Annotated in this window: 13 protein-coding genes; 2 read left to right on the top strand and 11 right to left on the bottom strand. The window is 64.9% G+C overall.

Going from position 1 to position 14,635, the window contains the following annotated elements:
• Positions 1-24: 24 nt before the first annotated feature.
• The 7 genes from ATE64_RS16035 to ATE64_RS16065 all read right to left on the bottom strand — a co-directional run bounded on the left by ATE64_RS16035 (position 25) and on the right by ATE64_RS16065 (position 6,490).
• Positions 25-1,224, bottom strand: coding sequence for an LptF/LptG family permease (locus ATE64_RS16035; protein WP_058455272.1), 1,200 nt, complete (start codon positions 1,222-1,224; stop codon positions 25-27).
• Positions 1,224-2,399 carry a glycosyltransferase gene (locus ATE64_RS16040; RefSeq protein WP_058455273.1) on the bottom strand — a complete coding sequence of 392 codons (1,176 nt, stop codon included), beginning with the start codon at positions 2,397-2,399 and terminating at the stop codon, positions 1,224-1,226. The genes ATE64_RS16035 and ATE64_RS16040 overlap by 1 nt, the downstream gene beginning before the upstream one ends.
• Positions 2,396-2,917 (bottom strand): DUF2141 domain-containing protein, encoded by a 522-nt coding sequence (locus tag ATE64_RS16045; RefSeq protein ID WP_058455274.1) that lies wholly within the window; start codon positions 2,915-2,917, stop codon positions 2,396-2,398. Before ATE64_RS16045 ends, ATE64_RS16040 begins: the two co-directional genes overlap by 4 nt.
• Positions 2,914-3,834 (bottom strand): hypothetical protein, encoded by a 921-nt coding sequence (locus ATE64_RS16050; RefSeq protein WP_058455275.1) that lies wholly within the window; start codon positions 3,832-3,834, stop codon positions 2,914-2,916. The genes ATE64_RS16045 and ATE64_RS16050 overlap by 4 nt, the downstream gene beginning before the upstream one ends.
• Before the next feature lie 75 nt (positions 3,835-3,909).
• On the bottom strand, positions 3,910-4,656 hold the full coding sequence (locus ATE64_RS16055) for a polysaccharide deacetylase family protein (protein WP_058455276.1): 747 nt from the start codon (positions 4,654-4,656) through the stop codon (positions 3,910-3,912).
• Positions 4,653-5,759: a glycosyltransferase gene (locus tag ATE64_RS16060; RefSeq protein WP_058455277.1), complete on the bottom strand. Its 1,107-nt coding sequence runs from the start codon at positions 5,757-5,759 to the stop codon at positions 4,653-4,655. Before ATE64_RS16060 ends, ATE64_RS16055 begins: the two co-directional genes overlap by 4 nt.
• A 2-nt stretch (positions 5,760-5,761) precedes the next feature.
• Positions 5,762-6,490, bottom strand: coding sequence for a hypothetical protein (locus ATE64_RS16065; RefSeq protein ID WP_156416563.1), 729 nt, complete (start codon positions 6,488-6,490; stop codon positions 5,762-5,764).
• A gap of 188 nt (positions 6,491-6,678) precedes the next feature.
• Between ATE64_RS16065 and ATE64_RS16070 the strand changes: the two genes are divergently transcribed.
• Positions 6,679-7,761 carry an endonuclease/exonuclease/phosphatase family protein gene (locus ATE64_RS16070; RefSeq protein WP_058455279.1) on the top strand — a complete coding sequence of 361 codons (1,083 nt, stop codon included), beginning with the start codon at positions 6,679-6,681 and terminating at the stop codon, positions 7,759-7,761.
• Positions 7,762-7,779: 18 nt separating this feature from the next.
• On the opposite strand, the gene ATE64_RS16075 is transcribed toward ATE64_RS16070, so the two are convergent.
• From ATE64_RS16075 to ATE64_RS16090, 4 genes are all read right to left on the bottom strand, one after another.
• Positions 7,780-10,821 (bottom strand): efflux RND transporter permease subunit, encoded by a 3,042-nt coding sequence (locus ATE64_RS16075; protein WP_156416564.1) that lies wholly within the window; start codon positions 10,819-10,821, stop codon positions 7,780-7,782.
• On the bottom strand, positions 10,818-11,858 hold the full coding sequence (locus ATE64_RS16080; RefSeq protein WP_058455280.1) for an efflux RND transporter periplasmic adaptor subunit: 1,041 nt from the start codon (positions 11,856-11,858) through the stop codon (positions 10,818-10,820). The genes ATE64_RS16075 and ATE64_RS16080 overlap by 4 nt, the downstream gene beginning before the upstream one ends.
• Positions 11,855-13,216 (bottom strand): TolC family protein, encoded by a 1,362-nt coding sequence (locus ATE64_RS16085; RefSeq protein ID WP_231729126.1) that lies wholly within the window; start codon positions 13,214-13,216, stop codon positions 11,855-11,857. The genes ATE64_RS16080 and ATE64_RS16085 overlap by 4 nt, the downstream gene beginning before the upstream one ends.
• 161 nt (positions 13,217-13,377) lie before the next feature.
• Entirely contained in the window at positions 13,378-13,821 is a 444-nt protein-coding gene (locus ATE64_RS16090; protein WP_058455281.1) for an EamA family transporter, read from the bottom strand.
• Between the two features lie 143 nt (positions 13,822-13,964).
• Between ATE64_RS16090 and gntA the strand changes: the two genes are divergently transcribed.
• Positions 13,965-14,635: guanitoxin biosynthesis heme-dependent pre-guanitoxin N-hydroxylase GntA (gntA, locus tag ATE64_RS16095; protein WP_058800168.1), on the top strand; the 671-nt coding region annotated here is incomplete at its 3' end.

The raw sequence follows: 14,635 nt of genomic DNA on the forward strand, positions 1-14,635 counted from the left end.
GGCCGGACCGGCGGGCATTGGACGTCATCGGCCGACCGAGAGCATCGACTTTTGGGTGGGAGGCAACCGCATCATCATGCGATCAAACGGTATCCAACGCGAAATCTGGCGTGCAGGACGGCTGGCCGACATGAGCGCCGCTTCGATCGCCCCCGGACCTTGGCTGCGCTGAAAGCGAAACAGGACAAATGCCGCCAGGGCAAAGCCGATGAGGGTCATCAATTGAAACAGCGGCGCCAGCGAATGAGCGCTATCTTCGATGGCAACGATCGCCTGAACAAACCCGACGATGAGCAGGATCCCGCATCCGAGGCCGAGCGCTGACGTCGATCGCTTCGGCGGAACCCCAAGCGCAAAGCCGAAGAAGGGAATCAGGACGATGAAAGCGGCCGTCACAAAACGGCTGCCGAGTGCGGCGCGTGCCGCCGTGCGCTCGGCAGCGATCGATCCATCGACGGCGGTGCGAATCAGGTCGCCCAGCATGAGCCGGTCGTTGCGGTGGCGCGCATTCTCGCGGACGGACTTTGGAGCCAGCAGTTGGATCGGCATCGCCATCGTCTGGAAGGACGCCATCTCGAGACGCCCGCCCGGTTTGCTGGCGATAACATGGCCATCGGCGAGACGCAGCAGCACGCCGTCGCGCCCGCCATTGATGACCCTGCCGTCCCGCGCGGCGACGGTCATATTATGATTGCGCAAGAAAAGACCGCGGAATTCGCCCGTGCGCCGATCGACGGCGTCGACGTGGAAAACCGTATCGGGGCGCGGGCTGAGAAACTCGCCCGGTGCGATCGACAGCCCGAGGTTGCCGATCGCGATCGAGGTGCCCAGCGCATCGAGCCGCTGCTCCCCAGCCGGTTCGGCATAGGCACGCAGCCCAACGTGTAAGAGGGCAATCGCTAGCCCGAAGAGTAGCGGCACGCGTAGCAGCCGAGCGGGCGAGAGACCGATTGACGCGAAGATGTCGAGTTCGCCGCTGATCGCGAAACCGCGAAAGGCGACCGCAACAGCCACGAACACCGAAATCAGAAGGCCGATGCCGAGATATTCGGGAACGAGATAGACCATGAGCTTGATCAACACCGCGACCGGCTTCTCGACATTGTCGAGCAAGCCCATCAACCGTCGACTGTTTTCGAGGCTCAGCAGCAATATGACGGTCGCACCGCTAGCGAGAAAGGGTCGCGCCAGCCGCCGCGCAATATAGAGATCGATCGCAGACATCAGGCGGCCGTGCGCAGCGGCGCCGCCCGCTCGCCATAGAGGCTGAAGAGCGCGTCGAAATGATCGTCGATAAGCGGGATGCCGGCAGCGCGCCGCGCCGTTGCCGCGGCCAGCCGTGGCCGGTCGCGAGACAGAAGCCGCCCGATCGCCCGGGCCGCGGCGCCCGCATCACCCGCCGCATATAGTTCGCCATTGTCGTCGGCTACAAAATCGGAAGCCCCGCCCGCGTCGGGCACGATCAACGGCAGCCCCGATGCCGCCGCTTCCGCCGCGACGAGACCGAACGTTTCGGCCTCGCACCCATGGATCAGCGCGTCGGCGCTGGCCATGAGCTTCGCGAGCAGGAGGCGATCGGCGACGGGAGCGAGCAGATGAATATGCGGATTATTGCCGATATGACGCACGATCCGCCCTCGATCGCGGCCGTCGCCGACGAGCACGAGGCCAATCGGGCGATGCTGCGATGCGGCAAGGCAGGCGTCGATGACCAACGGCCAGCGCTTCTCGGCGCTGTGGCGGCCGACGCCGATGAGGAGGCTCGCATTTTCGGGAAGCGCGCAGCGCGCGAGAAGGTCGCGGCGAAGATCGACGTCGCGATGCGCCGGTGAAAAGAGGCAGGGATCGACCCCCATCGGAATAGTTACGATGCCGGCCACTCCGCCCGTCTGCAGCCGCGACGAGAGGTGACGGTTAGCGCTGACGACACAGTCGAAGCGATCGCCGAGCCGGCGCAAATGGCGCCAGAAGAGGTCGAAGCTCTTGTCGATCGCTTCGCGGCTGCCAAACCGGCCGAACCAGCGATAGGCATAGGCGGCCAAAGGATCGGCATGCATGATCAGCGAGCGCGGCGCGCTTCCCTGCCAGTCGGCAACGATATTGGCGGTGCGCCAGGGCGAGGAGGCTTCGACGAGATCGGGGCGCTCGGCATCGAGCCGGGCATGAACGGCGGCCGCATCGTCGAAATAGCGGTAGCGCCGATCGACAATCAACGGCGGGCTTGCGACGTGGATGATCCGGCCTCCGCCGGTTCGCCGCTCGACATGATCGTGCGAGCCAGGCGCGATGACGACGATCTCATGGCCCAGAGCCGCACCGATCGCGAGTTTGCGGTCGATATAGGTTTTCACACCGCCGCCGTGCGGCGTATAAAAGGCACAGACATCGACAATCTTCATTTGCGCTCCAGGGGCCGGTATCTGAGACCGCTCAGATAGTTCATGACGATTTCGGTGCGCGTCGGCCCCGCTCCCGCGAGCACCGAGGCCGACGCTGCCTTGGGCTTCGACCAGCCGAGCCTCGGGTTGCCGCCGAAGCCAAGGCCGTCGGACAATTTGTCCCATTTGAGATTGCGGTTGCGATCGTGGAGGACCGACAGGCTGTAGCGACCGGGACCGGGTAGGCGCAGGCAAAGGGTCACTGGCCCCGATGCGGGGAGGTCCAGATCCACCCTGCGGAATGTCTTGCGCGCGTTGATCAAGACCGCATCGTCGGCCAGAAAATCTCTGTCATTATCGGGATAGACTTCTGCGCGCAGCAGACCCTTGCGATCCTTGAGGCCGGTTATGCCAACGAGCAGCGCAGGACCCGCCTCATTCGGCCGGCACGCGGCTTCGGCCTTGCCCAGCGACGGGTCGGGCGAAACGGGCGCAGCCGCAATGAACAGCAGCGCGATGGGGGTTATCGCGGCCTTCACGAACGATGAGCCGTCGCAAGCTCGGCCATCGTCAAAATTGCGCCGAGAAGCAGGTGCAAAAGCAGGATCAGACCGGCGATCATCGCAATCAGCGCTCCGATCGCTCCGTCATGACCAATCAGGAACAGAGCGACGCTGGCGAAGACAATATCCTTGTTGGGCACGAACGGCAGGCGGGTCACGAGCAGTTGCAGCGTTGCGAGGATGAGCAACCAGCCCATCGACACCGAGGGCAACGCACTGTGCCACATGACGCCCGAAAGGAATGTCGTCAGCAGCAAACGGCCGATATGCATGCCGAAGATCATGCGCAGTTCGGTGCGGGGAAGCGAAAAGATGCGCTGCCGGAAAGCGAGAAGAGCAAGCGAGAGCCCGATAATCACCGCTGCGGACAACGCCACGGTGCGACCATGGAATTCAGGAGCGATTTGTCCAACGACCGGCCATGCGAGCGCCAACATCACGAGGGTCATGAGATTGCCGGCGACCGCCGACAGGATGCTGACATCCTTGATGGCGCCGAAGGGCGCCGCCGCCATCTTCGCGTGACGCCGCGCCCAGCCGTAGAAATAGGCCTCGCCGCTATAGCCGAACAGGATTTCGTTGCTGACGAGCTTGCGCAGCAGCGCGGCGAAGCCAGCAGGCGGAATGTTCCACAATCGCCGAAAGATCAGCCATTCGGAAGCCGGCAGGGCCAGATAATAGGCGGCAAAGGCAATCCAGAAGATTGGCGAGGCGGGAATGCCCCGCAAAAGCTCGGAGAAGCCGATAGTCGCCAGCTTGGACCCTAGTGCCGCCAGCAGCGCGAGCGACAGGCCAAGTGAGAGAAATTTCTGCCACGGATGCTGCTCCCGAAGCAGGGGACGGAGGCGCTCGGCCCATGTGCCCGGAGTTGCACGCAATGCTTGAGAGGCCATCAATCACCTTTTGGCAGCGGTTCCTGGGGGAGTGACGCCAAGCGTGCGCAAAATCCGCATCCGGAATTTTGAAAATCAGCTGGGCACCAGATCGCGGTAGGCGGACGGCCGATGCGAAAGCGCGAAGGCGGCGAGCGCCCTCGTAATTTCGCGCATGAGACGCGGCGAATCGACATCGTGCGGATGGACCGCGAGGCGGACGGTGCGCGCCCGCGCCAGCAATTTCGTCGCGAGGCGGGACCAGAGAATCGAACTCGCGATGCGAGCAGGCGAACGGCTGGCATAAGTGACCACGGGGCCCGTTGCGAGAACGGCCGAGTTCTGCGGGTTCCAGACACGAAAATGATCCTCGATCATCCGGATGTTCTGCGCCGCGAGAGCAGCAATGCTGTCCTCGCCGTAAAGCCAGGCGGGCGCGACGAACCCCGCAACAGGCCGTCCTATGAGCTGCTCGATCATGTCGCGCCCCTCGGCGATCCTTGCCTCGGCATCGCGGGTCGACAGTCCCAGAAACTCTCCTTCGCCCGCGGTCATGCGCGTTGCCTTCCACCGCGCGGTGGCGCCGACATGCTCACTCTCGTCGAGATGGGTGAAGCCATGCAGGAAGATCTCGCACCCCGCATCCGACCAGTCGCGCAAGCGCCGCCCGAACCGCGGGTCGGCGGTCAGCAAGCCTTGCCGGTGGAAATCGGGAACGACGAGCAAAGCATAGCGTCCCGGCCCTACTGCCTCCTCGACAAGCGATACGAGCCGGTCAAGGCGCGCTGCGTGGACCGGCGCGACGTCATGGATCGAGGCCAGCAGGCGGCGCGGCACGCTCATGCGGCGAGCCGGTCGAAGAGCGCCAAATAGTCCGCAGCCGAGGCACCCAGCCTATGCCGATCGGTCACCTCGCGGGCAGCCCCGGGCGACGGGGGAGATCGGCGCAGGCGCGCAACGATCGCTGCGGCAATCGCTTCGGGTTGACGCTGGCGGACAACCGCCCCCAGCTCGGGCGAGCGAAAGATTTCGGGCAAAGCGAGCGAACAATCGGTTGTGACGATCGGCACGCCAGCTGCAATCGCCTCGACGAGAACGGCAGGATAGCCTTCATAGTGCGAGCTCATTAAATAGAGATGGGCCTTCGCCAGATAGGGCGTGATGTCGGGCACATGGCCGGGCATCTGGACACGCGAGGCAACACCCAGAACCTGCGCCTCACGTTCGAGCCGGCCGCGCAAAGGCCCCTCACCAAGAATGAGCAGCCGCGCTTTCAGGGCTGGAGGCAGTTCGGCAAAGGCCCGGATCGCCGTTAGCAGATCCTTTTGCGGCGCGAGGCGCGCAGCGCATAGAATGAGCGGCGCGGGCTCATAGCTTGCCCGACTGTGCGGCTCCATCAACTGATCTTCAAGGATAGGCTCGGCAATTTCAGCAAGCCTGTGGCGGGGAAACACCGACCGCGCCTCCGCGAGCAACGATGGCGACATCGCCACCAGCACATCCGTCGACGCTGCAGCGAGCCGGATTGCGGCGTCGGCGAGCCCGCTTACGAGGCGCCGGAATCCGCCCCGGCGAATCGGATTGCTGAGTTTGCTGACGAAAACCGGCCGTTTCGCGAAGCGCTGGCGGGCGAGGAAGGCGAGAATGATGAGGTGGAAATTACCCGGCGAGAAAATGATGTCGGGTGCTTCGGCTCGGACGAGCCGCGCCATGCGCCAGCCGAGTTGCGCCCGCGACCAGGGGCTACGTATCGTCTCGGGCGAACAGGGTCTGACGGCGACCCCTGCCCCGACCAACGCGCGGGCCGCGCCCTTCTCGGTGCCGCAGATGATCGTGACCCGGCGGCCCATCTCGGCCCAGCGGTTCGCCAGGCGAATGGCAATGCGTTCGCTTCCGCCGGTCGAGAAATCGTGGAGGATGATCGCGATGTGGCGGGCCTTGGTCATGGTCAAAATTTCTGCCTCAGGAAAATCTGGACGCGCGCGTCCTTGTGCTGAATGTCGCGGTCCTGCTGCGCGCGAAAATCGATGCCGACCGACAGGCGTTCGGGGTCGCCGGCAGGATGTACGCTTGCGATCAGCCCCCAACCTCGCACCGCACGGGGCGCGCCGCCGGCGAGTTCGGCGATGCGCTCGACCGGGCTTCGACGTTTTGCCGGACCAGTGTCGAACAGGGTGGCTCCGACGTCGAAGCGATCGTCGCGGATCCAGTGAAACGCGACGGCGCGCTCATCGGTGCGATAATTTCTGCGCGGCGCGACGATGAAGGCCGCGCGCCGGCGCTCGACCGCATAAGTCGCGCCCAGCGTTAGCAAGTCACGCGCCGAGACCTCTTGGGTCGCACCCAAGCCAAGCGCCATCAACCCGAAACGCCGATATTCGAAAGTCTGCGCGGCGGAGTTCGCGGGCACCGACCGGCCGCGCATTGCCGTCAGCTTGAAGCCCCCGCCCGGCCACTCGGTGCCGGCAGATCGGTGCTTCACTGACCCGAGCGCTGCCATATCGACGGCTGGCACGCCTAAGCCGACGGGTATCGAAGACGACGAGGCGGGGGCCGGCAGTATGAGGGCTGGCGTCCTGCCGGCCGACCGCTCGGTGGCGGTGAGCGCGGCATGGGTCACTGCTACGCTTGGCGACGCCTCCTGTGCCAGCGAAGCAAAGGGAAACAGCAGCGCCACAATCGCTGCAGCACGGGTCGCAATCGCCGTCATCGCATATCCCCTGGATAAGCTCATCCGCCTGCCAGCCAGGCATCCGGGAAGTCTGACGCCGTGGCGCCGCGATTTCCGCACCGACCGCGCAAAGTGCGGATCGCCGCCTCCCGCGGCGTCAACCAGCAATTCTTGATGCGGAAGGAGTGACCTGGATGGAGACGAATATGGTGCGCCTGCACGGGTTGATGGCAATGGCGCCGCTACTGCTCGGCGCGGTCGTCCCGCACGCAGCCGCAGCGACCGCGCCGCGCCGCGCGGCAACTCCCGCAGCGACCGCACTCTCGATCATGGCCTATAATGTGAAAGGCCTGCCCTGGCCGATCACCTCCGATCGCACGGCAGACTTCACGCGGATCGAGGCACGGCTGCTCGCGATGCGCGCCCGGCACGCGCAGCCGCATGTGATCATCCTGCAGGAAGCGTTCACCTCTCCTGCCAAAGCTATAGCGCGGCGCAGCGGCTATCGCTATATTGTCGAGGGCCCGTCCCGCGATCTCCAGAGCCCAGTCGCACCGCGCGCCAGCGATCGCCCCTTCATCGATGGCGCGAGCTTCTTCAAGGGCGAGCGATCGGGCAAGCAGGTCGGCTCGGGATTGGTCCTGGCGTCGGACTATCCGATCCTGTCAGTTCATCGTGAGGCTTTCCCCGCCTTTGCCTGTGCAGGCTATGATTGTCTCGCCAACAAGGGTCTGTTGATGGTGACGATCAAGGTGCCGGGCAACGCGACGCCGGTGACGGTGGTCACCACCCATATGAACAGCAAAAAATCCTCGGGCGTCAGCCAGACGCGTTCGCTTTTCGCCTATCGGCGGCAAGTCGAGTTTATAGACGCTTTCCTCGCCCGCTACCGTAATCCCGATCTGCCTGTCATATTGGCCGGCGATTTCAACGCCAGCTCGGCCGAGCGGCGCTCGTTCCTGACAGCCCACAGCGCGGCGAACTGGACCACCAAGCGCCGCCTGCCCATCGATAATGCGCTGCAGCACTGCCTCAAGTCGGGCGCGCCTTGCGGGCGCGCCGTCCCGGCCATCGCCGCCACAGTGTTCCAGAAGGGCCGCGATTGGCAGTTCTTTTCGCCTGGCTATCGCGCCTCGATTCAAGCGATCGCAATGGCGGTGCCGTTCGGGCGCGAGCGCGACGGAACGATGCTGTCGGACCACGTCGGCTATCGCGTGACCTACCGCTTGACGCAGGCGCTCATCCCCCACACCCCTCGACGCCGCGCGATCATCTGATCCGAGCTGGCGTGTCCCTTAATCCGCAGGTGCCGGCTCGCGCGGCGCCAGCGCCAGCATAACCGCCGGCAGGAAAAAGAGCACCAGCGGCACCGCAGCAATCAGACCGAAGATGATCGCGGTAGCGAGCGGCTGCTGGAGGCCGGCGCCGCGACTGATCCCGAGCGCGAGCGGCGCCAGCGTCAGCACTGCAATAAGCGCCGACATCAGGATCGGGCGCAATCTCTTCTTGCCAGCTTCGAGCAGCGCCGCCGCGGTGACCGGCTTGTCGCGCTCCATCTCGGCGAGGAAGAAGATCACGAGTTCGGCGACCATGCCGACGACCATCGTCAATCCCATGAGCGCTGAGATATTGAGCTCGATGCCCATAATCCACAGCCCGATCATCACCGCAGCCGCGGTGAGCAGCACCGTCGAGATCGCGGCGACGGTCCACCCGGCGCGTTCGAACAGGAGGGTGATCAGCAGCGCGCTGAGCAGCAGCGCGGCACCGAACACCAGCGACAGATCGGTAAAACTCTTCTGCTGCTCGGCGTATAGCCCGCCATAATCGACGCGAACCGAGGTGGGGAGCTTGAGCCCGGTGACCGCGCCTTTGATTTCGGTCATCGCCGAGCCAAGGTCGCGGCCCTCAAGCCGTGCGGTGACGGCAATAAAAGGCGCAAGATTTTCGCGCGTGAGCTGCTTTTGCCCGCTCTGGATCGACACTGTTGCGACCGCCGCCAAACGCACACTGCTCCCTCCGGGTGCGATGAGCGGGAGATTTTCAATCCGCGCAACGTCACTTCGCAGGTCCTGCGGCGCGCGCACGCGCACGTCGATTAGCTGTGCGCCGATGCGCACCTGCGTCGCGGCGGTGCCGCCGATCGCGGTTTCGAGCTGCGCGGCGATACTGTCGGGATCGAGCCCATATTGCGCCGCCGCGCCGGGATCGACCGCGATACTGATCGCGTCACCGGCGACGCGCAGGCCGTCGATCACTTCGACAACGCCCGATATCTTGCCGATCCGCTCGCCGATCTTCTTTGCCGACGCTTCAAGCGCCGCCGTATCGTCGCCGAACAACTTCACCTCGATCGGCTGCGGGACCGCCGTCAGATCGCCGATCAGATCTTCCATCAGTTGGATCAGCTCGACTTCGAGTCCTGGCACCTCGGCGGCGATCTTTTCGCGCATGCCGGTCATCACCGCTTCGATGCTCCGCCGCGAGCCGCCTTTCAGCCGGATGAAATAGTCGCCCTCATCAGCCTCGGTCAGGCCGCCGCCGAGTTGCACCCCGGTTCGCCGCGAATAGCTCGCGACCTCGGGCGTTGCACTGATGATCGTCTCGACACGCCGCAATAGCGCATCGGTGTCTTCGAGCGATGCGCCCGATTGCGCTTTATAGTCGAGGACGAAACCGCCTTCGTCCATCTTCGGCATGAAACCCGAGGGGACGTTTCGCCATGCGACATAGCCGCTGACCGCGAGCAGCGCCGCGACGATGGCCGCGAACAGGACGGGCCGGCGGAAAGCGCGCCCGCTTGCCCGGCCGTAGCGATCGAGCAGGGGATCGAGAATGGCATTGGCGCGGTCGGCGGACTCGGCATCCTTGTCGCGCAGCCAATGAGCGGCGACGAGGGGGATGACGAAGCGAGCGAATAGCAAGGAGATGAGCAGGGCCGCGACCATGGTGACCGCAAGGGCCTTGAAGAAGCCGCCGGTCACTCCGCTGATGAACGCGAGCGGCAGGAAAACGACAATGGTCGCCATCGTCGAGCCAAGCAGAGGCATCCCCATTTCGGCCGCGGCGCCGAGTAGCGAATGGGGTTCGCTCAGACGCTGCTCCTGCATTCGCCGCATCATATGTTCGAGCATCACCACCGCATCATCGACGACCAGCCCGACGGCAGCGGCCATGCCGCCCAGCGTCATCATGTTGAAACTCATGCCCAGCGCGAACAGCAGCAGGCAGGTTGCCGCAAGCACGGCGGGGAGCATCAGGCCGGTGATGACCATCAGGCGCCCCGAGCGCAGGAAGACGAAGAGCACAATTCCGGCAAGAACCGCTCCCATGAGGATTGCATCGCGCACAGCATTGGCCGCGCCGACGACCAGCTCGGACTGGTCATAGAAGGTCGTGACCTTGACCGATGGCGGCAGATGGAGCTCGGCGAGGCGCGCGTCGACCGCCTTGACGATCGCGACCGTGTCACCCTTGAGCGCCTGACGGACGTTGACCAGCACCGCCTGCTTGCCGTCCGATGTCACGCGGCTGAACGCGGGCGCCGTCGAGGGCGTGATCGTCGCGATCTGCCCCAAGGTGACAACACCGGAACCGCCGGCTGCCGCCTTAACAGGGACCGCGGCGAGATCGCTTGCGTCCGCGACGCGGTTTTCGAGCAGGACGAGATAGAGACGATGCCGGTCTTCGATCTTGCCAAGTCCCTGCACCATATTGGCCTTGCCAAGCGTCGCCACGACATCGCTCAGGCTGATGCCGAGCGATTGCAGCCGCGACGGATCGACATCGACCGCGAACTCGCGGGGGCTGCTTCCCAGGATATCGACGCCGGCAACGCCTTCGACCGAGGTCAGCGCCGGCAGGATCTTGAGTTCCGCGAGGGTCCGCAGCGCCTCGGGCGCAAGGCTGTCGGACGTCAGCGCAAAACCCGTTACCGGAAAGATCGTCGGGTCGGAGCGGCGGACGTTGAAGCGTGTTCCCGCCGGGAGAGTGGGTAACAATGTCGCCAGCGCGCCCTGCGTCGATTGGGCGGCGGCGACCATATCGTCGCCCCATTGGAAATTGAGCGCGACCTCGGCGCTGCCCCGGCTCGTGACCGAGCGTACGCCGGTCACGCCCGGCACGGCGCGCAGCCCGATCTCGACCGGGCGGGTGATCTCGGCTTCCATTTGCGCGGCATCGCGGTCGCCAGCATCGACCGACACCACGACGCGCGGATAATCGATATTGGGAAAAAGCCCGACCGGGACACGCGTTGCCGATACGACGCCAGCGAGCGTGAGCAGGATCACCGCAAGCCAGATCGACCGAGCGTGCTTGCTGATGATGTCGGTCACTTCTTCGCGCTCTGAATGCGGACCTTCATGCCATCCTCAAGCGCGGTGACGCCGGCCGTCGCCACACGCTCGCCCGGTTTCAGCCCTGACGCAACGCTGATCCGGTCACCGGTGCGCGGACCGGCGACGATATCGCGCCGCTTGGCGACGTTCTGGGCGATGACGAAGACGTAAGGCTGGCCGCCATCGTCGAGCAGCGCGGCATAGGGGATGGTCATGCCGCCGGGGATATTGCCGAGCAGCACGCGGCCGGTCAGGCTCTCACCCGCGCCGACCCCGCTTTCATCGGGGATCTGGACATAGACAGATGCCAATTTGGTGACCGGGTCGACGACGCTATCGACCGACAGCACCGGAACGTTGAAAGGCGTTTTGCTGCCTGCGGCGGTGATTTCGACATAGCTGCCCTGGGGAATGCGCCGGGCGATCGCCGGATCGACACCGAAGCGCGCGCGCAGGTCGCCCTCCTTGACGAGCGAGACGATCGTCGTGCCGGGAGCGACGAGCTCGCCCGCACTCGCACCGACGATTTCAACGGTGCCACTCGCGGGCGCGCGGAGAACCAGCGCGCCATTGCGGGTGGCAAGGCTCGCGCGGGCCGCGTCGGCCGTCTGCTTGGCGGCGCGCGCGGTCTCGACATCGGCATCGCTGACAAGCCCGTCGGCGCGCAGCCGCCGCGCCCGCGCGTGCGCCAAGTCGGCGGCACTGGCATTCGCCGAGGCCGTGACGAGATCGAGACGCGCGGTCGGGCTGGGGCTTAGGCGCACCAATATCTGGCCGCGCCGCACCTGAGTTCCGACGGGCGCGTCGACCGCTTGGACTAGCGCTTCCATCGGTGCCGACAGCGTATATTTGCCAGCGCCATTCGCCTCGGCGGCGCCGTAAAGCGTGATTTTCTCGTCAATGTTGCCTGTGGTCACGAGAGCGACATCGATCGTCGCGACCGGGTCGGGCGCTGCGGTGTCGGCAGGGGACTGGCAGCTGCTGAGCATAAGGCCGCAAGTGAGCGGAAGGATAAGGAATTTGCGGATGATCATAGGGTCCAAGCTTCCTGGGGGGCGCCGACAAGCAGCTCGAGCGCGATGGTCTGTTCGGCGATCGCCTGTTCGGATTGAAGGAGCAGCAATTGGCGGTCGCGGAGACTCTGCTCGGCGACTTCGGCGGTCGCGAGTGCCAGATCGCCGCGCTGCGCCGCGCGGCGGCTTGCCAGCGCAAAGGTTGCAAGTGCCGGCATACCGTCGCGCAGCAGCGCAAATTGCTGACGCGCGATCGCGAGTCCCGATGCGGCGGCGGCGATATCGGCGCGGGTCTGGAACAGACGCACATCATATTCCTGGCGGAGCGCCTCGCGGGTCGCTTCGGCGATCGCAATGCCGCCGCGGTTGCGGTTCCACAGCGGCAGGGTGAAGGCGATCGAGGGTCCGACCAGCTTGTTGCCGCCGGTATCGCGCGCACCGTTGAGCGTGAGATCGAGGTTCGGGAACTGGTCGAGGATCGCGCGGCGAACGCCGGATTCTTGCGCGTCATAGCCTGCGCGCAACGCTGCAAGATCATCGCGGCCCGCCAGCGCGATTGCGAAGAGGCGGTCGGCATCGGGAACGGGGGCCGGGAGAGACGCGGGCGCCAGCTGAAGCGGATAGCCCGGCGGCAGGCCGAGCAGGCGGTGAAGTTCGGAGCGCGCCGTCGCAAGGTTCGTTTGCGCGCTGCGAAAATTGCTCTGGGCGTCGAGCGTAGCGATACGCGACGATTGAACCTGATCGGGGGAGATGTCGCCGCGCCCCGCCGCCTTCAGATAGCGGCCAAAGAGCGCCTCGCTGGCATCGGCGCTCGTCGCGGCATTCGCGAGCGCCTGCTCGAGCGCTAGTACACGCACCGCTTGGAGGCGCGCGTTGCACGCGGTCTGCCATTCGGCCCAGGCAAGATCGAGGCGTATCTGCCGCGCCTCGGCGACGGCCTGCGCGCGCTGTACCTTCTGGGTGCGCAGCGCATTGAGGCTGAAACCAAGTGCGCCGGCGATATTGTCGAGCGGGTCGGGGCCTGAGAGAATATGATCGACGCCAAAGCTGAAACTGGGATCGGGAAGCAGCCCCGCGGCAAAGACCTGCGCATCGCTTACCCCGGCGCGCGCGCGCTGCGCCTTGAGATCGGGATTGGCGATAACGGCAAGGATCGCGATGCCGTTCGGATCGAGCGGCGCCGACAGATCGAGCGCGACGGGTTTCAGATAGGGCCGTGCGATGGTCGCAGCGTCGCGCGACACGATATCGTTCAGCGGTGCCTGCAATACCGATGCACTCAGCGGATCGGCCGCGAGGGGCCGCGGTTCATAATGGGCGCAAGCTGCCAGCGGCAGGAACAGCAACAGGGTCGATGACATCCGGAACCGCTTGGTCATGCTCGAACGATAACTCCTTCGTCCGTTGCTGCCCATCACTAACGCCGCGACAATATTCGGTATTTCAGGGGCGGGCGGTCTGGACATTGGGCTGTTGACGCCGCTGATTGAGCAATCCCGCACAGGATACAGAAATCGCTCATCGTCAACCGCCCATCCGGTCATGCGGGCCGGAACGCGATCAGAACGACCCCTGCAGTGATCAAGCCGACGCCGAGCCAGGCGCGAAGCGAAAGCTGCTCGCCGAGAAACCACACGCCGAACAGGGCGACAAGCACGACGCTGATTTTTTCGACCGGCGCGACTTCGGCCGCCTGGCCGAGGCTCATCGCCCGGAAGTAGCAGAGCCAAGAGGCTCCGGTCGCCAGCCCCGAGAGGACAAGAAAAAGCCATGCGTGTCGTGGCACTGACGCAGGCGACTGGAAGCCGCCGCTTACAAGCAGCAACGCGGCGATAAAGACCGCAATCACCAGCGTGCGGATGAAGGTGGCATAATTTGGATCGATCTTCTCGACCCCGAGCTTGGCGAAGACGGCGGTGAGCGCAGCGAAACAAGCCGAGAGAAGGGCCCAGGGGAGCCAGTTCGAAAGCCATGGCGATGCCATAGCTTCGCATACAGCGCAGAGAAGGTACGGCGCAAGCATTCAGGTCACAGAGGCATCGGGCTGGCGGCTTTCTCGATCCTCGGCCAGGATGGCGTTGGAAATGATCAAGCGGAGCCTTTTCGCGACGCGTCCGTTTGCAGCCCATGACCATCGGCGACCGACAAAATTTGCACGCAACACTGGCCGATCGCCTCTCGGATTTCATCGCCGCGCCGGACTTTCCCTGCGTCGGGGCGAAGTCGGCAATGGCGGGGCAAAATCTCAAAATTCTGGCCGCGCGCGACCTGACCAGTGGCTGGAACGATCTCGATATCCACTGCGCGCTTGCCGACTGGGCGAGGGCGTATCGCAGCGACCCGAGCGGCCTTCGGAGTCTCGCCGTGATATTCGAAGGGCCCGGCGATCTCGACGAGGTGGGCTTTGAGGCAGCGCTGTGGGCGCGACTCCAGTCGCTCGCCGACAAGGACGCCTGGAAAGGCATGGCTTATGATCCGCGCGTTTGCGCCGATCCGGACAATCCCCATTTCTCGCTGAGCTTCGGCGGCGAAGCCTATTTCGTGGTGGGGCTGCATCCGCACGCATCGCGGCCGGCGCGGCGTTTCGAGCGCCCCGCCCTCATCTTCAACCTGCACGACCAGTTTGAGCGACTGCGCGCCGACGGCCGGTATGAGCCTATGCGGGCGCGGATTCTGGCGCGTGACAAAACGTTCGCGGGATATCTCGGCCAGATAGGCCGAGGCATAGACCGAAAGGCTGGCGACCAGCGTCAGAAACTCCGTGGAGAGCGACAATCCGCCGACGGTTCCGAAGCGCC

Origin of the sequence: Sphingopyxis sp. H073 (assembly GCF_001468395.1) — a bacterium.
Classification (GTDB): domain Bacteria; phylum Pseudomonadota; class Alphaproteobacteria; order Sphingomonadales; family Sphingomonadaceae; genus Sphingopyxis.

Coding starts and splice junctions, on each gene's coding strand:
- ATE64_RS16035 (WP_058455272.1), bottom strand. CDS start 1,224: ATGTCTGCGATCGATCTCTATATTGCGCGGCGGCTGGCGCGACCCTTT.
- ATE64_RS16040 (WP_058455273.1), bottom strand. CDS start 2,399: ATGAAGATTGTCGATGTCTGTGCCTTTTATACGCCGCACGGCGGCGGT.
- ATE64_RS16050 (WP_058455275.1), bottom strand. CDS start 3,834: ATGGCCTCTCAAGCATTGCGTGCAACTCCGGGCACATGGGCCGAGCGC.
- ATE64_RS16055 (WP_058455276.1), bottom strand. CDS start 4,656: ATGAGCGTGCCGCGCCGCCTGCTGGCCTCGATCCATGACGTCGCGCCG.
- ATE64_RS16060 (WP_058455277.1), bottom strand. CDS start 5,759: ATGACCAAGGCCCGCCACATCGCGATCATCCTCCACGATTTCTCGACC.
- ATE64_RS16070 (WP_058455279.1), top strand. CDS start 6,679: ATGGAGACGAATATGGTGCGCCTGCACGGGTTGATGGCAATGGCGCCG.
- ATE64_RS16080 (WP_058455280.1), bottom strand. CDS start 11,858: ATGATCATCCGCAAATTCCTTATCCTTCCGCTCACTTGCGGCCTTATG.
- ATE64_RS16085 (WP_231729126.1), bottom strand. CDS start 13,216: ATGACCAAGCGGTTCCGGATGTCATCGACCCTGTTGCTGTTCCTGCCG.
- ATE64_RS16090 (WP_058455281.1), bottom strand. CDS start 13,821: ATGGCATCGCCATGGCTTTCGAACTGGCTCCCCTGGGCCCTTCTCTCG.